The sequence below is a fragment of the Kosakonia sacchari SP1 genome (assembly GCF_000300455.3).
Taxonomy (GTDB): Bacteria; Pseudomonadota; Gammaproteobacteria; order Enterobacterales; family Enterobacteriaceae; genus Kosakonia; species Kosakonia sacchari.
Genome location: NZ_CP007215.2, coordinates 399,911 through 419,460, shown reverse-complemented (window position 1 = coordinate 419,460; position 19,550 = coordinate 399,911). Strand labels below are relative to the sequence as shown.

General features: G+C 56.1%; 23 protein-coding genes. 3 read left to right on the top strand and 20 right to left on the bottom strand.

All coding sequences use genetic code 11. The features are described 5' to 3' along the window. Window positions 1–66: 66 nt before the first annotated feature. The 7 genes from rpsG to fkpA all read right to left on the bottom strand — a co-directional run bounded on the left by rpsG (window position 67) and on the right by fkpA (window position 3,907). The gene (rpsG, locus tag C813_RS24915; RefSeq protein ID WP_007369802.1) at window positions 67–537 is read right to left on the bottom strand and encodes a 30S ribosomal protein S7; all 471 of its coding nucleotides are present in this window, start codon (window positions 535–537) and stop codon (window positions 67–69) included. A 97-nt stretch (window positions 538–634) separates the two neighbouring features. Next, window positions 635–1,009, bottom strand: a complete 375-nt coding sequence (gene rpsL, locus C813_RS24910) for a 30S ribosomal protein S12 (protein ID WP_003023654.1) — start codon at window positions 1,007–1,009, stop codon at window positions 635–637. A gap of 124 nt (window positions 1,010–1,133) precedes the next feature. Further along, on the bottom strand, window positions 1,134–1,421 hold the full coding sequence (gene tusB / locus C813_RS24905) for a sulfurtransferase complex subunit TusB (protein WP_017459898.1): 288 nt from the start codon (window positions 1,419–1,421) through the stop codon (window positions 1,134–1,136). Between the two features lie 7 nt (window positions 1,422–1,428). Next, entirely contained in the window at window positions 1,429–1,788 is a 360-nt protein-coding gene (gene tusC / locus C813_RS24900) for a sulfurtransferase complex subunit TusC (RefSeq protein WP_017459897.1), read from the bottom strand. After that, window positions 1,788–2,174, bottom strand: coding sequence for a sulfurtransferase complex subunit TusD (gene tusD, locus C813_RS24895; protein ID WP_017459896.1), 387 nt, complete (start codon window positions 2,172–2,174; stop codon window positions 1,788–1,790). The genes tusC and tusD overlap by 1 nt, the downstream gene beginning before the upstream one ends. Beyond that, window positions 2,174–2,896: a helix-turn-helix transcriptional regulator gene (locus tag C813_RS24890; protein ID WP_017459895.1), complete on the bottom strand. Its 723-nt coding sequence runs from the start codon at window positions 2,894–2,896 to the stop codon at window positions 2,174–2,176. The genes tusD and C813_RS24890 overlap by 1 nt, the downstream gene beginning before the upstream one ends. 159 nt (window positions 2,897–3,055) lie before the next feature. After that, entirely contained in the window at window positions 3,056–3,907 is an 852-nt protein-coding gene (gene fkpA, locus C813_RS24885) for an FKBP-type peptidyl-prolyl cis-trans isomerase (protein ID WP_017459894.1), read from the bottom strand. A 238-nt stretch (window positions 3,908–4,145) separates the two neighbouring features. Between fkpA and C813_RS24880 the strand changes: the two genes are divergently transcribed. Further along, window positions 4,146–4,364, top strand: coding sequence for a protein SlyX (locus C813_RS24880; protein ID WP_017459893.1), 219 nt, complete (start codon window positions 4,146–4,148; stop codon window positions 4,362–4,364). A 157-nt stretch (window positions 4,365–4,521) separates the two neighbouring features. Here the strand turns inward: C813_RS24880 and slyD are convergent, their stop codons facing one another. The 4 genes from slyD to kefG all read right to left on the bottom strand — a co-directional run bounded on the left by slyD (window position 4,522) and on the right by kefG (window position 7,774). After that, a complete protein-coding gene (slyD, locus tag C813_RS24875) occupies window positions 4,522–5,109 on the bottom strand; it encodes a peptidylprolyl isomerase (protein WP_017459892.1) in 588 nt (195 codons plus the stop codon). A 94-nt stretch (window positions 5,110–5,203) separates the two neighbouring features. Beyond that, entirely contained in the window at window positions 5,204–5,404 is a 201-nt protein-coding gene (locus tag C813_RS24870; RefSeq protein ID WP_017459891.1) for a YheV family putative zinc ribbon protein, read from the bottom strand. 10 nt (window positions 5,405–5,414) lie between these two features. Continuing rightward, the gene (gene kefB, locus C813_RS24865; protein ID WP_017459890.1) at window positions 5,415–7,220 is read right to left on the bottom strand and encodes a glutathione-regulated potassium-efflux system protein KefB; all 1,806 of its coding nucleotides are present in this window, start codon (window positions 7,218–7,220) and stop codon (window positions 5,415–5,417) included. Next, a complete protein-coding gene (kefG, locus tag C813_RS24860) occupies window positions 7,220–7,774 on the bottom strand; it encodes a glutathione-regulated potassium-efflux system ancillary protein KefG (RefSeq protein ID WP_071925236.1) in 555 nt (184 codons plus the stop codon). Before kefG ends, kefB begins: the two co-directional genes overlap by 1 nt. A 166-nt stretch (window positions 7,775–7,940) precedes the next feature. On the opposite strand from kefG, the gene C813_RS24855 reads away from it, so the two are divergent. Together C813_RS24855 and C813_RS24850 are read left to right on the top strand one after the other, a co-directional pair. Next, window positions 7,941–9,845: an ABC transporter ATP-binding protein gene (locus C813_RS24855; protein ID WP_017459888.1), complete on the top strand. Its 1,905-nt coding sequence runs from the start codon at window positions 7,941–7,943 to the stop codon at window positions 9,843–9,845. Between the two features lie 27 nt (window positions 9,846–9,872). Beyond that, window positions 9,873–10,817, top strand: coding sequence for a LysR family transcriptional regulator (locus C813_RS24850; protein ID WP_017459887.1), 945 nt, complete (start codon window positions 9,873–9,875; stop codon window positions 10,815–10,817). Here the strand turns inward: C813_RS24850 and mdcH are convergent. From mdcH to C813_RS24805, 9 genes are all read right to left on the bottom strand, one after another. Next, entirely contained in the window at window positions 10,801–11,703 is a 903-nt protein-coding gene (gene mdcH, locus C813_RS24845; RefSeq protein ID WP_017459886.1) for a malonate decarboxylase subunit epsilon, read from the bottom strand. The two genes, C813_RS24850 and mdcH, sit on opposite strands and share 17 nt — an antisense overlap. Beyond that, complete coding sequence (locus C813_RS24840) at window positions 11,700–12,320, bottom strand: malonate decarboxylase holo-ACP synthase (protein ID WP_017459885.1); 621 nt, start codon at window positions 12,318–12,320, stop codon at window positions 11,700–11,702. The genes mdcH and C813_RS24840 overlap by 4 nt, the downstream gene beginning before the upstream one ends. A gap of 2 nt (window positions 12,321–12,322) precedes the next feature. After that, window positions 12,323–13,282 (bottom strand): AEC family transporter, encoded by a 960-nt coding sequence (locus C813_RS24835; RefSeq protein ID WP_017459884.1) that lies wholly within the window; start codon window positions 13,280–13,282, stop codon window positions 12,323–12,325. Window positions 13,283–13,403: 121 nt separating this feature from the next. After that, a complete protein-coding gene (gene mdcE, locus C813_RS24830; protein ID WP_017459883.1) occupies window positions 13,404–14,204 on the bottom strand; it encodes a biotin-independent malonate decarboxylase subunit gamma in 801 nt (266 codons plus the stop codon). Beyond that, window positions 14,201–15,037, bottom strand: a complete 837-nt coding sequence (locus tag C813_RS24825) for a biotin-independent malonate decarboxylase subunit beta (RefSeq protein ID WP_017459882.1) — start codon at window positions 15,035–15,037, stop codon at window positions 14,201–14,203. The genes mdcE and C813_RS24825 overlap by 4 nt, the downstream gene beginning before the upstream one ends. Continuing rightward, entirely contained in the window at window positions 15,030–15,329 is a 300-nt protein-coding gene (mdcC, locus tag C813_RS24820) for a malonate decarboxylase acyl carrier protein (protein WP_017459881.1), read from the bottom strand. Before mdcC ends, C813_RS24825 begins: the two co-directional genes overlap by 8 nt. 9 nt (window positions 15,330–15,338) lie before the next feature. Further along, entirely contained in the window at window positions 15,339–16,196 is an 858-nt protein-coding gene (locus C813_RS24815; RefSeq protein WP_017459880.1) for a triphosphoribosyl-dephospho-CoA synthase, read from the bottom strand. Then, a complete protein-coding gene (gene mdcA / locus C813_RS24810) occupies window positions 16,196–17,851 on the bottom strand; it encodes a malonate decarboxylase subunit alpha (protein WP_017459879.1) in 1,656 nt (551 codons plus the stop codon). Before mdcA ends, C813_RS24815 begins: the two co-directional genes overlap by 1 nt. A 208-nt stretch (window positions 17,852–18,059) precedes the next feature. Continuing rightward, window positions 18,060–19,550 carry a nicotinate phosphoribosyltransferase gene (locus tag C813_RS24805; RefSeq protein ID WP_017459878.1) on the bottom strand — a complete coding sequence of 497 codons (1,491 nt, stop codon included), beginning with the start codon at window positions 19,548–19,550 and terminating at the stop codon, window positions 18,060–18,062.

The window sequence follows — 19,550 nt, the reverse complement described above, 5'->3', positions numbered from 1 at the left end:
TTTAAGTTGCCAAACGGCGGGCCACTTGCTTGAAGCGCCCGCCATATGACTAAAACTCCGAAGGGATTACCAACGGTAGTGTGCGAACGCCTTGTTGGCTTCGGCCATACGGTGAACGTCTTCACGTTTCTTAACTGCGGTACCTTTGTTGTCCGCAGCATCGGAAAGTTCGTTCGCCAGGCGCAGAGCCATGGATTTATCACCGCGTTTACGAGCAGCTTCAACGATCCAACGCATTGCCAGAGCATTGCGACGAACCGGACGAACTTCAACCGGAACCTGATAAGTAGAACCACCAACGCGGCGAGACTTAACTTCTACAGTCGGGCGCACGTTTTCGAGAGCTACTTCGAAAGCTTCCAGTTCATTTTTACCAGAACGCTGAGCCAGGGTCTCAAGCGCGCTGTATACGATTGCTTCTGCAGTAGATTTTTTACCATCTACCATCAGGATATTGACAAATTTAGCCAGCAGTTCTGATCCGAACTTCGGATCCGGCAGAATTTTACGCTGACCAATAACACGACGACGTGGCATGGAAATACTCCGTTGTTAATTCAGGATTGTCCAAAACTCTAAGAGTTTAGTTTGACATTAAAGTTAAAACAGTTTGGCCTTACTTAACGGAGAACCATTAAGCCTTAGGACGTTTCACGCCGTATTTGGAGCGAGATTGCTTACGGTCTTTAACACCGGAGCAGTCGAGCGCGCCACGTACAGTGTGGTAACGAACACCCGGGAGGTCTTTTACACGACCGCCACGGATCAGGATCACGGAGTGCTCCTGCAGGTTGTGACCTTCACCACCGATGTAGGAAGTCACTTCAAAACCGTTGGTCAAACGAACACGACATACTTTACGCAGTGCGGAGTTCGGTTTTTTCGGGGTGGTAGTATATACGCGAGTACATACGCCACGTTTTTGCGGGCATGCTTCCAGCGCAGGCACGTTGCTTTTTGCAACTTTGCGAGCGCGTGGTTTGCGTACCAGCTGGTTAACTGTTGCCATTAAATAGCTCCTGGTTTTAGCTTTTGCTTCGTAAACACGTAATAAAACGGCCTCATATAATATGAGGACGCAGAATTTTATGGCTGTGCTTAAAAGGTGTCAAGAAATATACAGCGATCACACATTACCAATGCATCTGAACAGCGTTTTTCACCGTCAGACTAACGAAATCAGTATAGCCAACCCTGACGACACTGCTTGAAATTTGACCACCCAGACCACGGGCATCGATATCTTCTTTAAGCGCGTGCACAGTTATGAGGGCGTTTAGCAATAACTCAACATAGCGCCCGTTTTGCAAGGCTGCCGTTACGCCATCTGAAAGCAGCAGCAGATCGTCGCCGGGGCGCAGCAAACGGAGCATCGACGCCATATCACACTGCCAGGGAGAGCGGGACAAGGTATGCAGCATAAATGCCTCAAAAGGTCAGAACGACGGTGTAATTATCAAGTTTTTCGCGCAGCGCATCCGGTTCCAGGCGCTGAGCTGGCAACACGAATGTTGTCTCCTCATCTAATCCACGCTCACGCAGGGAAGCCGCACACAGCCAACACTGTTCGATGTCATAAAGCGGCAGGACTTTAAACGTCGCGATGTAATCGCGCGCTAATACTGCATCCGGCTGCTGATTGGCCAGTAACTGGAATACACCATCACCAATAAAAAACACGCCGATATCATCGGTAAACGCTGAAGTTGCCAGCAACGCATCCAGCCCTTCGCGACCCGAAGAAGAGCCATGCGGCGCAGAAGTAAATACAAAGGCGATACGTTGCATCAGAATTGCACCACCCGATCGCAAGAAAGTGCGGCTTCCGCCAGCGCGCCAAGACCGGTCAGTGAAAATCCGGCTTGCAGATTTGCACCAGGCAGCGCCAGCCGTTGTGCTTCGACATCATCAACAACACCGCGGCGCAGCGCGGCGGCAACGCAGATATGCAGCTCGACCTGGTGTTCCTCATGCAGCAGTTGCCAGGCGCGAACCAGGTCAAATTCATCACTGGCGGGCGCAGTGAGCGCATTCGCATTGCTCACCCCTTCGCGATAAAAAAAGACGCTGGCTAACGTATGCCCGGCCTCGAGTAGTGCCTGCGCAAACTGGTACGCGCTGCTGGCCTGTTGGGTTCCATACGCCGGGCCGGTGACCATCAGGGCAAAACGCATTAACGATCCTGTACGGAAAAATCACCGCTTTTGAACTGGCGGATATAGAGATAAACGGTGTGTTTTGAAATATTGAGGCGATCGGCGACCTGGTTGATAGCGTCTTTGATATCAAAGATACCTTTCTCATAGAGGTTCAGTACGATCTGGCGATTCTTGGCGTTGTTAGAAACGTTACGATCGGCGTTGACCTCTTCAATGGTGAACTCCAGCGTTTGCATGACCAGATCTTCCACTGAGGAAGCAAAGTTCACCGAAGAGCCAACATCAGGCGTTTCCGGTGGCACAAAGGTGCTCATAATCTGTGAGAACGGCACATCAAGGTTCATGTTGATGCACAGCAGACCAATCACGCGGTGATCGCGGTTACGAATAGCGATAGTGACGGACTTCATCAGCACACCGCTTTTCGCGCGCGTGAAGTAGCACTTCGATACGCTGCTGTCGGCGCCGGTCATATCATGCAGCATGCGCAGAGCGAGATCGGTGATGGGCGAGCCAATTTTACGCCCTGTGTGTTCGCCATTGGCAATACGGATTGCGGAACATTTCAAATCTTGCAGGGAGTGCAAAACGATTTCACAGTGGCTGCCAATGAGCATCGCTAACCCGTCCACCACCGCTTCATAGGATTTGAGGATATCGAAGTCGGTCTGATCGAAAGGACGTTGATCCAGCAAATCAAGTTCACTGGTTTCGTTGGTTAATAGCGACCTGGACATGAAAAAAAACACTCCTTTTCAGGAGCCTGTCGTTATGTTTTCAGGGCAGGCTCAGTATTTATATGGGGATATAAATTAATACATCGTAGGTTAAGCTTTCCAGAATTATATCCCTGCTGCAAAAAAAAACGCCGCCCGAAGGCGGCGCTATTGCAAATTTTATTTCTTACTGGTGTCTGCGGCTTTCGCGTCAGCAGCTTTATCGCCCGCTGCCGGTGCAGCTTCAGGCGCTGCGGCATCTGCTTTAGGTGCGGCTTTGATATCCAACAACTCTACATCGAATACCAGCGTGGAGTTAGCCGGAATGCCCGGAACGCCCGTTTTCCCGTAAGCCAGCGCCGGTGGGATAACCAGTTTGATCTTGCCGCCTTTCTTGATGTTTTTCAGGCCTTCGGTCCAGCCAGGGATCACACCGTCAAGACGGAAAGAGAGCGGCTCACCACGGGTGTAAGAGTTATCGAACTCTTTACCGTCGATCAGCGTACCTTTGTAGTTAACAACAACCGTGTCGCTGTCTTTCGGTGCATCGCCAGTACCTTCTTTCTCTACTTTGTACAGCAGACCGGTATCGGAGGTTTTCACACCTTTCTCTTTAGCGAAGGTGTCACGGAAGGCTTTGCCTTTCGCTTCGTTATCAGCAGCGTCTTTTTCCATGCGATCCTGCGCGGCAGTTTTCACACGCGTTTCAAACGCTTGCAGAGTTTGTTCAATCTCCTGGTCGCTCAGTTTGCTCTTATCGGCAAACGCGTCCTGAACACCGGCGATCAGCTGAGCTTTATCCAGTTTGATACCGAGTTTTTCCTGCTCTTTCAGCGAGTTTTCCATGTAGCGGCCCAACGAAGCGCCCAGCGCATAGGCGGATTTCTGGTCGTCATTTTTAAATGCCGCTTTGCTGTCAGCTGCTGCAGCCGGTTCTTTCTTTGCAGCAGCATCGGCAGCGAAAGAGATCGGTGCGTGAAGGGCGACGGCCATCGTGGTCGCCAGCAGCGTGACTTTAAACAGTGATTTCATCCATTTCTCCAGGGGCCGGGGCATCTCGCCCCAGGGTTAAACAAAAATGTAAGAGACGTACTATAAAGCGTTGCGGTGGAAATCAACATAAGGACACCACCTGAATTCACCTGTTTTCTGACTATTTTTGTTTAAATAAGTTTCTGCTTTTCTTTGTCAAAGCTGTACCCGGCGGCAAAGTTCAGTAAAATTCGCCCGTTTAACGAAAATCGGGCCGGACGCAATCCAGAGGTGATGTATGCAAGAGTTAACAATAGAAGCGCGACTGGCAGAACTGGAGAGCCGGTTGGCTTTTCAGGAGATGACCATCGAGGAATTAAACCAGACGGTTGTCGCCCATGAGCTGGAAATGGCGAAGCTGCGCGAACATCTGCGGTTAATGGCGGAAAAGCTCAAAGCCAGCCAGCCATCGCACATGGCCTCCCCTTCAGAAGAGACGCCGCCGCCCCATTATTAAGGCGTAAAAAAAGCGGGTTTCCCCGCTCATCAATGACGTTATGGATTTCGTGTTGCAGGCAGGCGGCAAACTTGAAAATCCCCGGGAGCATAGAAAACGATGCGACCGGGGTTTGAAAGCAAAGCCAACAGCCCTGCGGCGCGAAAAACAACGCGTATTAGTGACAGCCGCAACCGCCATTACCGCCGCAACCACCTTTACCGTGGTCATGACCGTGATCGTGGCCGTGGCCACCGCAGCAACCGTCGTGATCGTGGTCGTGGTCATGATCGTGACCATGCGGACCGTGAACGTGGCCGTGAGCCAGCTCTTCTTCGGTTGCTTCGCGGATAGCGACAACTTCAACGTTGAACTTCAGGTTCTGACCAGCCAGCATGTGGTTGCCGTCAACAACAACGTGGTCGTCTTCCACTTCGGTGATTTCTACCGGTACCGGGCCCTGGTCAGTTTCTGCCAGGAAGCGCATGCCAACCTGCAGCTCGTCAACGCCCATAAAGACATCTTTCGGTACGCGCTGCACCAGGTTTTCGTCATACTGACCGTAAGCGTCGTTCGCGCCAACAGCCACATCGAATTTGTCGCCGACTTCGTGACCGTCCAGCGCGTTTTCCAGACCAGAGATCAGGGAACCGTGACCGTGCAGATAGTCCAGCGGCGCACTCACCGGAGACTCATCAACCAATACACCGTCTTCTGTACGTACCTGATAGGCCAGGCTGACCACCAGGTCTTTTGCTACTTTCATGATATCTCCTGAGCGTGGGAAAATTACTGGCGCAGATTGTAGCGGAATTCTGCACCCGTGTACCCTTTAGCTTAAAAAAAGCTGCCCGATCTCGCTAGTCTGGATGAAAAATGCCAATCACTTGCTCATCTTTGCGAACATGCTCGCGGGCTTCTTTATCCGCTTCACGCATCTGGTGCCCACACTTAACGCACTCAACAATATCGACATTATTCTCACGCCACATTGCCATTGAGTCCTTCGCCTGGCATGCCGGGCAAACCGCCCCGGCGATAAAACGTTTTCGTACAGCCATTCGATTCCCCTTATTCAAACTCGTCCCAACCATCCAGCTGGCGACGCTCTTGCTGCATTTCACGCTGGAAAATCTCCTCCAGCTCGCGCCGCGCTTCACGGACACGGGAAATTTGCATCGTATCGGTATGCACTGGCATCAACTCGCGCAGCATACGCATATCTAAACGCTTAAAGTGCAGTTGCGCGCGCTGAGCCTGATGAGGATGCATCCCCAGCGAAATAAGCGTCTTGCGCCCTAACTCCAGCGCACTGGAGAACGTCTCGCGGGAAAATTGCGTCACACCGGCCTGCAGCAGTTCATGCGCTTCCACACGCCCGCGAGCACGCGCCAGGATTGCCAGGTTCGGAAAATGCTGCTGGCAAATCTCCACCAGCTTCATCGTATCCAGCGGGTCATTACAGGTGATAACGATCGATTGCGCCGCTTCCGCGCCCGCCGAACGTAGCAACTCCACCTGGGTTGCATCCCCGTAATAGACCTTATAACCATATTTCCGCATCAGATTGACGGCGCTGATATCGCGCTCCAGCACGGTAATGCGCATCTTATTCGCCATTAACAGGCGGCCAATCACCTGACCAAAACGCCCAAATCCCACCACAATCACCTGGGGTTTGTCGTCTTCGACCCATGGGGTTTCATCTTCATCTTCCGGGGTGTTAAAGCGCCGCGAGAGCAGTTTATCCACGCCGCGCATCAGCAGCGGCGTGGTCATCATCGACAACGTGACCGTCACCAGCAGTAGCGCCATTTGATCGTTCTGGAACAAGCGCTGAGAAGACGCCGAGGAGAACAAGACAAACGCGAATTCACCGCCCTGGCTTAACACACCGGCGAACTGCATCCGCTCCGAACTGCGCAAACCGTATATTCGCGCCAGCACATACAGCACCAGTGATTTCACCGCCACCAGCACCGCAACGCTCAGCACCACCCATAACAGATGGGTATAGAGCACCCCGAGGTTCAGCGCCATGCCAACGGAAATAAAAAACAGCCCCAGCAGCAGCCCTTTAAAAGGCTCGATAGCGATTTCCAGTTCGTGGCGATATTCGCTCTCCGCTAACAGCACGCCGGCGATAAACGTCCCTAACGCCATCGATAACCCCAGCGCATCCATAAACAGCGCCGAACCAAGCACCAACAGTAACGTCGCGGCGGTAAACACTTCACGCACGCCGGAACCGGCAATAAAGCGAAACACAGGCCGTAGCAAGTAGCGCCCGCCAATCAACATGCCCGCGAACGCCAGCACTTTCATGCCAACCTTCATCCAGTCGAGATGCTCGTCGCCATTGCCTGCCAGCAGCGGCACCAGCGCCAGCGCCGGGATCACCGCTAAATCCTGAAACAACAGCACCGAAAATCCCAGTTGGCCGGACTCGCTGCGGTTCATGCCTTTATCGCGCATCAGTTGCAGCGCCATCGCGGTGGAGGACATCGCCAGGCCGATACCGCCAATCACCGCCGCCTGCCAGGAGAACTGCGTCAGCATCAGCAGCCCGGCGAGGATCGCCGCACTGAGCAGCACCTGTGCCGCACCGACACCAAAGATGGAGCGCCGAAGCTCCCAAAGTTTTCGCGGGTTCAGCTCCAGTCCGATGATAAACATCAGGAACACCACGCCCAGCTCGGAGAAATGGAGGATTTCATCAACATCGCTGATAAACCCCAGCCCCCACGGGCCAATCGCGATACCCGCAAGCAAATAGCCGAGCACCGCGCCAATCCCTAAACGCGCGGCAAGCGGAACGGCAACAACCGCCGCAAAAAGAAACAACACACCAGCCAGTAAGAGCGCGGAACCTTCCATTAACGGCCTCCCACAGGCAACGGCGACGCCAGCCAGTCACCATACGCTTTGGCGTGACTCGCCAACTCCTGCGGCTGTTGCCGGCGCGCCCAGTAGACAATAATCGGGCTTAACCAGTGCATACGGCACATGGCGGCAGTCAGCTCAAAGGGGCGCAAAATATCATTCATAGAGTAGCGATTAAGCCCATCGTGGCGATACGCGGCCTCCGGTTCCCCGGTAGTGACCACGCTACGCCAATACTTTCCCGCGAGTTGGTTCCCGCCAATGCCGCTGGCAAAGCCACGGCTTAACACTCGGTCAAGCCACTCTTTGAGCAGCGCCGGGCAACTGTAGGTATATAGCGGATGTTGAAACACAATGACGTCATGCTCACGCAGCAACGCCTGTTCATAAGGAATATCAATAAAAAAGTCAGGGTAACGGGCATAAAGATCGTGCACCGTGACATTTTGCAGCTGCGTTGCCGGCTTAAGCAAAACCCGGTTAGCCACCGAGTCCTGTGATTCCGGATGGGCATACAGCAGCAACACTTTCGCTGTCTGCGACATCATTTCCCTCCCGGGCGTCAAACTCTGGCGAACGGCCTGTGGGCGCTGCCAGAATGATTTTGTCTATCATCTTCATTTTGGGCTACCATTGCGGCCCTGGTGCGTCTTTTGGCCGCACGCTTACATTATCATAATGACAAATTAACATAGTCTGAACATACGGCGCCTTATGATTGTTTTCTCCTCGTTACAAATTCGTCGCGGCGTGCGTGTCCTGCTGGATAACGCCACAGCCACCATTAACCCGGGCCAGAAAGTAGGCCTGGTAGGTAAAAACGGCTGCGGCAAATCCACGCTGCTGTCGCTGTTGAAAAACGAGATCGGTGCCGACGGCGGCAGCTTCACGTTTCCCGGCACCTGGCAACTGGCATGGGTGAACCAGGAAACGCCGGCGTTGAATGAAGCGGCCATAGACTATGTAATTGATGGCGATCGCGAATACCGCAATCTTGAAGCCGAGCTGAACGCCGCTAACGAACGTAACGATGGGCACGCGATTGCCACCGTGCACGGAAAGCTCGACGCAATTGACGCGTGGACCATTCGCTCGCGCGCCTCCAGCCTGCTGCACGGTCTGGGTTTTAGCAACGAACAGCTAGAGCGCCCGGTAAGCGACTTCTCCGGTGGCTGGCGTATGCGTTTAAACCTCGCGCAGGCGCTGATTTGCCGCTCGGACTTACTGCTGCTTGATGAACCGACCAACCACCTCGATCTCGACGCGGTGATCTGGCTGGAGAAGTGGCTGAAAAGTTATCAGGGAACGCTGATCCTGATTTCTCACGACCGCGATTTCCTCGATCCGGTGGTGGACAAAATTCTACATATTGAGCAGCAAAGCCTGTTCGAATACACCGGCAACTACAGCTCGTTTGAGCGCCAGCGCGCCACGCGCCTTGCCCAGCAGCAGGCCACTTATGAAAGCCAGCAGCAGCGCGTTGCCCATCTGCAAAGCTTTATCGATCGTTTTAAAGCAAAAGCCAGCAAAGCGAAACAGGCACAAAGCCGCATCAAAATGCTTGAGCGCATGGAGTTGATTGCACCAGCACACGTCGATAACCCGTTCCACTTCAGCTTCCGCCCACCGGAGAGCCTGCCCAACCCGCTATTAAAGATGGAAAAAGTGAGCGCCGGTTACGGCGATCGCACCATTTTGAACGCCATCAAGCTGAATCTGGTGCCGGGTTCGCGCATCGGCCTGCTGGGTCGTAACGGCGCGGGGAAATCCACGCTGATTAAATTGCTGGCGGGTGAACTGGCGGCGCAGAGCGGGGAAATCGGGCTGGCGAAAGGTATCAAGCTCGGTTACTTCGCCCAGCATCAACTGGAGTTTTTACGCGCCGACGAATCGCCGTTGCAGCACCTGGCGCGCCTGGCGCCGCAGGAGCTGGAGCAGAAACTGCGCGATTATCTCGGCGGCTTTGGTTTCCAGGGCGATAAAGTCACAGAAATAACTGAACGCTTCTCCGGCGGCGAAAAAGCGCGTCTGGTGCTGGCATTGATCGTCTGGCAGCGACCGAACCTGCTGCTGCTCGATGAACCAACCAACCACCTTGATCTTGATATGCGCCAGGCGCTGACCGAAGCGCTGATTGAGTTTGAAGGCGCATTAGTGGTCGTCTCGCACGATCGCCACCTGATTCGCTCCACCACCGACGATCTCTATCTCGTTCACGACGGCAAAGTTGAGCCGTTCGAAGGCGATTTGGAAGATTACCAGCAGTGGCTGAGCGACGTGCAAAAACAGGAAAGCCAGCCTGCGGAGTCGGTAAAAGAGAGCGCCAACAGCGCGCAGGCGCGCAAAGATCAGAAGCGCCGGGAAGCCGAGCTACGCACGCAAACTCAGCCGCTGCGCAAAGAGATTACCCGGCTGGAAAAAGAGATGGAAAAACTCAACGCCCAGCTTGCGCAGGCCGAAGAAAAACTCGGTGACAGCGGGCTTTATGATCAGAGCCGCAAAGCAGAGTTAACCACCTGTTTGCAACAGCAGGCGGCGGCAAAATCGGGCCTTGAAGCGTGCGAAATGGCCTGGCTGGACGCGCACGAGCAACTGGAAGCCATGTTGCAGGGGGAGTAACCGGCAACAACGGCGGCGAGAGAGCTTATGAATCTGGATATCACCAACGACATTACGTTTCGCAAGCTGGCTATCTTTATGGCCTTTATGGAAAAGGGCAATATTGCGCGCGCCGCCGAAGCGCTCAATCTCAGCGGTGTCAGCGTACACCGTGCGCTGCATACGCTGGAAGAGAATGTCCGTTGCCCGCTGTTTGCCCATAAAGGTCGTAATCTCATCCCGCTGCCTGCCGCGTGGACATTGCTGGAGTATTGCCAGGAAGTGACGCAGTTAATGGAGCGCGGGCTGGATGAAGCGCGTAAAACCGCCGGGGTTGGCCAGGGGCGGTTGCGCGTTGGCACGCTCTACTCCCTGACGCTGGAAACCGTACCACGCCTGATAATGGGAATGAAATTACGGCGTCCGGATCTGGAGATGGATCTGACGATGGGCTCAAATGAAACTTTGTTGCAGATGCTTGAGGAAAGCAGGCTCGACGCGATTTTGATCTCTATTTCAGAAAGCGAAATCGACCGCAACAATCTCGAAGTGCTGCCGCTGTTTCATGACGACATCTTCCTTGCCGCACCGGCGAGCGCCACGCTTGAAACCGATACGCTGGCCGATCTGCGCGACTACCGCACGCAAAAATTTGTCTCGCTGGCTGAAGGCTTTGCCACCTATGCCGGTTTTCAGGAAGCATTTCATATCGCCGGTTTTGAGCCGGAAATTGTCACACGCGTCAATGACATCTTCTCCATGCTGAGCCTGGTGCAGGCGGGCGTCGGGTTTACGCTGATGCCGGGAAGGATGAAGAAAGTCTACGAAGGATCTGTGCAGATGTTGCGCCTCGCCGAGCCGTATCAAATGCAGCAGTTGATCGCCATTGTCTTTTCCCGCAACCGCGAGCGCGATCCCAACTTGCTGGCGCTGGCGGCGGAAGGCCGCATGTACGCCCGCAGCCTGCAAGACAACATTACGACTGCATCCTGAGGCGATTCGCCAGATGCACCGCCACATCCACACCGCTGCGCTCCAGCGAAATGCTTTCGCCGTTCCACGCGGCTTGCCGGGTCAGGCAGGTCAGAACACCGCCCGGCGGCATTTCAATTGCCAGCCGCGCGTCACGTTCATTAGCGGCAACGACCGCCTCCTGCCAGCGCACGGTGCGCGCCATATTCCAGGCCAGATCGTCAGCGATTTTCTCCGGCTGCCATAACACGCGCCCGGTACTACCGCTTAAATAAGCGCACTGCGGGCGGCGGAGCGTCACATCTGCAAACGCCTGCGCCAGTTTTTCGGCGGGTTTTTCCAGCAATGCACAGTGGGAAGGTACGCTGACCGCGAGGCGCTGCGCCTTGCTGGCCCCTTTTGCTAATGCCCGTTGCGCCACCTGCGCCATCGCCTCATCGCTGCCGGCAATAACAATCTGCGTTTCGGCATTGAGATTAGCGATATAGGCTCCGCTGCCTTCGATCAGCGTTTCCACCGTGGGCAACGTCAGCCCCATGATCGCCGTCAGCCCGTAACCGTACGGATACGCCTGTTCCATCAAATCGCCGCGCAAGGCTACCAGGCGCAGCGCATCCTGAAAATCGAGCGCGCCCGCGATCACCGCCGCCGGATATGCGCCAATCGACAGGCCGCTGGTGATATCAACACGCACGCCGCGTCGCTGTAATTCACGCGCCCAGGCGACACCGGCAATCAGCAGCGCCAGTTGTACCGCACGGGTATGCTTTAGCGATTCGGCGGTATCAAGGGTGTCGATTTCCGCGCCCAACATGTCGCGGGCTTCATCCATTTCACTGCCGGGAAGCGCGTGTAACATTCCCGGGCGTTGTATCCCCTGCCCCGGAAAAGTAAAGATGATCTTCATGAATCCTCCCTTTGCCAGGGGTCGCTCACCAGACGCGGCCCGTGGTTGGTTTTCAGCATCACTCGCCCGTCGCGTAGCCATTCGGCTAAGGCAAAGCCGCCGTTTGGGGTTTCTACCTGGGTATCCGCCCGGCAAAGTCCGCCGCTAAGTTGCTGTTGCCAGCGGGCCAGATCGCGGGTAGAGAGCGGTTCCGGTGCGCGGATCAGCACGTCGAGATCGCTGGTCGCATGGATAACCGGAATGCCGGTCGCCAGCGCATAACCGGTGCTACCGGTTATTCCCCATATCCACGGCCAGGCAAACTGCGCCAGTTGCAGCGCCAGTTGTACCGGCGGTTGGGAGATAAACGGCGAACGCGGCAGTTCTTGCGGTGCGACCAGTTGTTCGGGTGAGACCACACGGATTACCTGTTCAGGCTTTACCCACCCCGCCGCGCGTTGGTCGCGGCGCAGGCCGCGCACGCCAACGGGGATGCGACCGTCTTGTGCAACATCACGCCGCACCACCACCGGTAAACCAGCGTGCCAGATCTCTGCAACCCAGGGTTCGGTTACCCCTTCCAGCGCATCCTGTGCGCGAAGCCAGAGCAGATCGTGCGGGCGTAATGTTGTGGTCATAATTACATTCCTGAAGTCAGCGAGATAAACAGCGGCAGCGACAGGATACAGAGCACAGAGCTCAACAGCAGTACAGCTTCTGCATCCGGCGATTGCACGCCAAAGCGGTTACCAAATACCACCCCGAAGAAACCGGCAGCCAGCGCAATCATCAGAATCGCGGTGATCGCCACCGAGCCGTGCAGACCCAGCACCAGCACAATCCCCCATGCGATCGCCGGTTGGATCAACAGCTTGGTGATGGTGGCAGAAATAACCATGGTGTTAATCGCCAGTTTTCGCGCCGAGAGGATCACACCGGTAAGGAACAGCGCCGCAGCCGTAGCGGAAAGGCCCAGCGGTTTAATCGAAGCCAGCACCAGTTCCGGCATTTTAATGCCAATAGCGGAGAGCACCACACCCAGCAGCGGCCCCCAGACAATCGGTTTTTTCACCGAACGCCACATCAGCACCGGCAGCATCGCCAGCGTAGAACCGGTATTACCGCCCGCAGCGCGTGCTTTTTCACGCTCAAGGATCAGTAAGCAGAACGGGGTCATCAGCACTGAACCACAGGCGATGGAAACGGCAACAGAAAGCGAGGTCGACGGGCCTTCCCCCAACACACTGCCCAGAATCGGCAGGCCAAGAGCCGCGTAGTTCGGCAGGGCGACGGTCAGCGTCAGCACGGCGGCATCCTGCGGCGATTTTTTGAATACGGACGTCGCCAGAAAATAGATGGCGGCGTAGGTAATCCACATGGAGAGCACCAGCACCACAATCAGCGGCGACTGGGCGATGATCCCGCTCCACGGCGTCTGAACTGTGGCGCTAAACAGCGCGGCGGGCAGGGCAAAATCCATTACAAAGATATTCAGCAGGGAGACGTTTTTGTTGTCGACCATTTTGGCCTTTCCCGCCCAGAAACCCAGCAACATGATGACGAATATCGGTGCGAGGGCATGAACAATTACGTAAGTCATAAATCACCTGTAAGCCTTTAAAAGGAAAAGAAATAGCACTAGCGCGATGGTTATTATTTTCAGTAGCGCATGAGCGCGACGTGCGCGCCCATACGTTGCTATCTGGCAGGTTTCTTTTTACTTACCAGCTCGCTTTCATGCGTTCACGCACGAGAGCGGAGCTGCGGCGGTTGTCAGCACCGAGACGGTTTTTCAACGTGGTGTCCTGACGAGCGTCATTGATGGCCTGGTGCAATGTGCTCTGCACCTGCGCCAGATCAGCGTCTGAGGGCGCGTCCGGGTTGCTGATATTCAGCAGTTCAGAAAGCAGCCCCAGCGTCGCGTAGTTACTGATGTCATAAGCCATTGGCGGAATGGTGGCCGCCAGTTTTTCCAGCGCCTCCACGGTACGCAGCGTAATGCGCGCCGCTGACTCTTTGCCCATCGCGTGGATCAGCACACCGGAGTCGTTAAAGGCAATCAGGCGGTTTGCCTGGTAGCCGTGGGCCAGAAACGCCCCGGACATCGCTTTGCCGACGATCAAACCAATCACCGGATGTCCCGCCAGCCGCGCATTGGCGTAAGCTGCAGCCGCACCGGCTAGCGCCTGGTGAATACCAAAGGCTTCTTCGCGGCGACCATAGGCCTGGCTTGGCACATCAATCACCGCAATGATGGGGCGCTTCACGCTGTTGTTGGCATCGGCGGCAACGGTTTCACTCACCACTTTCGCCAGCGTCCAGCCCTCCAGCAGACCGACCTCACCTTTTGCCGCACGCGGATAATGGTTGTTGGCATCCGGCACCACGGCGATAAAACGCACGGCTTCGCCGTTAACCTTGCCATCGGCTGCCTGCACGGACGGGCACAGCCCGCTCAGACGTGTTGCATTCGGCGCCAGTTTTTCCAGCCATAACGCGCCGCGGCTTACTGTCGTACTCATGCTTTACCCTCCCCGGCAAACAACGCGCTGATCTGTTCGGCATCCGCTTGTTTGCGGGTGTCGAAGTGGGTCAGACGTTGCAGATAATCGTCGTAGTTATCGGTGCGATGTTTAGCAGGGACGCCTTTGGCAATCGCCTCATTCATCGCCTGTTTCACCGCATGGATGCCGTCGCCCACCAGCGCATCCACCAGCCCGCTGCGATACCGCACTTCGCCGCCGGTCATGCTCCAGATAAACGGACGGTCGCGGGAGTCGTACTCTTCAATCCCGGCTTCCTGTTCAATAACCTGCGGGCCGTTCAGACCAAGACGCGCTTCGCGCGTCACAATCAGGTAACTACAGAGCGCAGCGGCGATAGACATCCCGCCAAAGCAGCCAACCGTACCGGCAACGATGCCGATAACCGGCGTGTAGCGGCGCAGGTCAACAATTGCCGCGTGAATATCAGCAATCGCCGCCAGCCCAAGGTTCGCTTCCTGCAAACGCACGCCGCCGGTTTCAAGGCACAGCACCGCCTGAGTCGGAATGCCGTTACGGTTATCTTCCGCCGCCAGCTCAAGTGCCGCCGCCATTTTCGCGCCGGAGACTTCGCCCATGCTGCCGCCCTGGAACGCACCTTCAATCGCGACAACCACAGCAGGTTGGCCGTTGATGGTGCCTTTGGCGACCACCATGCCGTCATCGGCCTGCGGCACAATGCCCTGCGGGCCTAACCACGGCGAAATGATGCCTTCAAACGGGTCGAGTAATTCGCGATAGCTGCCGTCATCGAGCAGCGCCTGTGCGCGTTGGCGCGCTTTGAGTTCGATAAAACTGTGATCGTCACGCATAGCTCACCTCTTCGAATACCTGTTCGATACGGATGCGCGCCACACCGGGCGTCGCGCCGAAATCGTGGATCACAAGCTGGCCCGCAGGCAGCGTGCTTACCAGACCGAGACGGTTGAACAGCGCTTCCCAGCGTCCACGGCTGTTATCCACGGAGGTGGTGATCTCAATTGTCAGTGTTTGCCCCTGGTCGGCGGTGAATAACACCTCCATATCCCCGGAGCCCACAACGCCCGCCAGCGCTTTACCGCGTAAAACGCGGCCAGCAGGCACGGTTATCGTAATGTGTTCCATAACTTCCTCTTAATTCGCTAAATAAGGCGTGGTCATGCGATCGAGAAACAGTGTCGCCGCGAGTAAATCTGCCGCGCCGCCCGGCGACGCGTTCAGCGCCAGCATCCGCGCATCCAGTTCGGCTAACGCTTGCTGACCGGCCTTTGACGCAACGCCACCGGCTTGCAGCACCGCGCTCGCCCCCAGGCGCATCGCCTCCAGACCTTCGAGCCCCGCGCGGGAAAGCACGCAGGTATCGCTGAGCGAGGTCATGATGGCCATCAACGCATCAAGCCTGGCCTGCGCTTCGCTGCTACCGTGCAGGCGGCTGTGCTGCAACTGCGGCAACGCCAGCTTGATAATGTGCGGAAAGCCTTGCTGCGCCTCTTCACGCGCGCCCGGTACCCGGTAACGGTGCGTGGCGCGCAGCCCTTTACTGAACAGCTTCGGTGCAGCGTCATCCGGCAGTTGCGCCAGCTTTGCGGCCGTGGCGGCAATATCCTGTGCCGGTGCGCTACCGCCGGACATGGCGACTGCGCTCACCAGCAACCCTAATGCCCAGATCGCACCGCGATGGGTATTCACGCCACCGGTGGCGGCCATCATCTGCTGCTCACCTTCCCGACCTAATCGCCCGATGGTTTGTCTGAGCGCCACATCCGCTGGCCGCCGCCAGCTTTGTTGCGCCAGCGCCTGAAACGTGGGGGTAAGGCTGTGCGCGGAACGCTCCATCAGTTCGAGCGTTAAATCGTGATGCGCGCCGCTCCCCCGGCTGTCCACCAGACCGGGCTTCGGGCTTAATCGTGCTTCGTCAATCAGACACAGTGTGGCGGTTCGCGCCAACCATTCGGCACCGCCTTCAGCGTCAATCCGTGGCAGAAGTTTCATTACCAGCTCCGGAATTTCGCAGGTGGGTTGTAAAGACCGCCCGACCACTCAACCAGATCCGCGACGCTGCTGGCCGCCAGCAACGACCGGGTGGCGTCAGTGCGGCGAATGCCCATATCTTCCGGATAGACCACTTTGCCGCTCTGGCGAAGCTGGGCGACACGTTTGGCGTCAACACCCAGACCGATATCGGTGATCCCCGCCACCGCCGCGACCATCGCCCGGCGCTCTTCAAGACTTTCAGCGCGATAGAGGTAAGCAATCCCCTCTTCGGTCAGCACGTGCGTCACGTCATCGCCATAAATCATCACCGGCGCCAGCGGCATGCCGGAGGTTTTCGCCACGTCCACGGCATCGAGTTTTTCCACGAATGTCGGTTTCGCACCGGCCTGGAAGGTTTCCACCATCTGCACCACCAGTTTTTTACCGCGCTGCATCGGATCAGGTTCGGTGATCATGTTCAGCCAGGCCAGTGTTGCGTGGCGGCGACCGTGCGGGTCGTGCCCCATGTTTGGCGCGCCACCAAAGCCCGAAAGACGACCGCGTGTCACCGTGGAAGAGTTCGCCAGGCCATCGACTTGTAACGTCGAGCCGATAAACATATCGACCGCGTACTGACCTGCTAACTGGCAGAACGCGCGATTGGAACGCATGGAACCGTCGGAACCGGTGAAAAACACGTCCGGGCGGGCACGGATGTACTCTTCCATCCCCAACTCGCCGCCGAAGCAGTGCACACTTTCCACCCAACCGCTTTCAATCGCCGGGATCAACGTCGGGTGCGGGTTCAGCGTCCAGTGTTTACAGATTTTACCTTTCAGACCGAGCTGCTCACCGTAGGTCGGCAGCAGCAATTCGATGGCTGCGGTGTTAAAGCCGATACCGTGGTTGAGCGACTGCACCTGATGCTCGGCGTAGATGCCTTTGATCGCCATCATCGCCATCAGGATGTGTTCTTGCTTGATGAGGCGCGGGTCGCGGGTAAACAGCGGCTCGATAAAGAACGGTTTGTCAGCGACTACCACGTAGTCGATCCAGGAACCGGGAATATCCACGCGCGGCAGGTCGCATTCGTCATCCACCAGTTCGTTGACTTGAGCGATAACGATGCCGTCGCGGAAGGCGGCGGCTTCCACCAGCGCCGGGGTATCTTCGGTACTTGGGCCGGTGTAGAGGTTGCCTTTGCGGTCCGCTTTATAACCGGCAATCAGCGCCACATTCGGGCAGAGATCCACATACAGGCGGGAGTAAAGCTCGATATAGGTGTGGATCGCGCCGATTTCCAGCAGGCCATCTTCCAGCAGTTGCGAGATGCGCAAGCTTTGGGTGCCTGAGAAGGAGAAATCCAGCTTGCGGGCGATGCCCTTTTCGAAGATATCAAGGTGTTCGCTGCGCCCGACGCTCGGCATAATCATATGCAGGTCGTGGACTTTCTGCGGGTTGACTTCGGCAAGTGTTCGCGAGAGGAAATCCGCCTGTTTTTGATTGTTCCCTTCCAGCACCACGCGGTCGCCCGGTGCAATCAGTTTTTCCAGCATGGCGACAAGGTCGCCGGTCGGCAGTACCTTGCCCTGCACGGGAATGGACGCCAGGCGGCGCTGTTTCTCGCTGCGCCGCGTGTTCCATACCTGTGCTGGCGTTTGCCCAGATAACATTATTAACCTCCTGATTCAGCTCATCATTTTGACTTGCTTAACACTGAGCTTAGTGTGCGACGTGGTGAGAAAGGCATCAATTAAGGAGTCGGCCAAATCATTAGCCTGAGAGTAATAATCAAATGAAAGTATTTGTGATGTGCGTCAATTTCCACATCGACAGAAAGGCTTATAGCGCTGGCGGTACGGGCGTACCGCCAGTTGAGGATTACTGCTGGTTCGCCAGGCGCTGGCGGATCTGTTCAAAATGCTCGGTCTGATAAAGTTTGCCGTCGAGGAAGCGGGTTTTCAGTTCACCGCCTTTTTCCTGCTCCCAGCTCTGTTCGTCGTGCAGTTGCAGTTCGCCCTGCGCATCGCGTTCCACGCGCAATAACCCGCGCGCCGAACGTTTCAGGCCGTTATCGGTTTTTGGCTCTTTAAAAATCATGCGCCCTTCACCGTTGACCGCGCCCCAGGTCGCTTTCATCGCAAAACCGAAGGTGTCCCGGGTGTTGTACTGATAAGTAAACGAGCCGACGCCGAACACCACGTTAGAGCTGGCGAAGCCTTTGGCTTCCAGACGGCGCAGGATCTCATTGGCGCGCGCCAGGGTAATGGAGTCCCCGTAAATCAGGCCGACATGCGGATCCAGCACTTTGTAGCCCTTCTCATTGACCGTGCCGCCAAAGATTTCCCACAGCACTTCCACCGAGCCTTTTTCCTCCGGGCTACGTTCTGCACGCGTGTCATCATCCGCGCCTGTACCGCACAGGATGTCCACCGGATCACCGCTGTCCGGGCGGAACACCACGCGACCGTCACGCTCCAGGATTATCTGTTTCAGTTCACGGGTATATTCCGTCAGTACGCGCCAGTAATCCCAGGTATCGGAGACGATAGAGACAAATCCCTGCGGATAGATATCGGCGATCAGGTGGCGGAACGTTTCAATTTCATGGTCGTGTTCACCCATGCACATTACGCTGTGCTCGGTCGCGGGAATACTGGCCCCAATGAAGTACTCTTCGCCGCCGGTGTAGTGGTCGCGGGCATACAGCAGAGAGGGAATGCTGTCGGTGCCTTTAAAGCTCAGTAAGTGCCCCGCGCCAGCCTGCGCTGTATCGTGCAGCCCAGCCATGCCACGAAACGAGAAGTCGTGGCACTGGAAATCGAGGTGCGACAAATCCGTGCAGGTTTTGGCTGCCCATTGTTCGCAGATTTTGCGGTAGTGGTGCGCAATGGTGGCGTTGGTGGAGGCCTTCCACAGCTCGGCGGAGAGCACTGTTTCCAGGTAGTTCACCAGCCAGAAAAACTCTTCGCGGGTATTGGTAATGGTCAGAACCGGCACTTTCATCGGCACTTTGCTGCCTTCATCCAGCGACTTGATGTGCAGCGGCAGGTAGCCCAAACGGTGCAAAGCGCGAATGTGATCGACCGCCACGGCGTCCCTGCCGAGATAGTTATCCATTACCTGCTTGTATTCGTTAACCACTTCTTCTTCCGGGCGGGCAAAAAAGCCGTCGTTGAACAGATCGACCATAAACCACTTCAGGAAACCCTGCAGACCAAAGAACACCAGCTTGCCGTCAGCAACTGGCGACTGGAAAAAGCGGTCGCTGCGCGGCGTGAAATTGGAGTAAACCTGCGTCGTTCCCTGCGGATACTGCACGCGGTGCGAAACTTTGTAACCGTCGATAGCCAGAATTGGATTGATATTCAT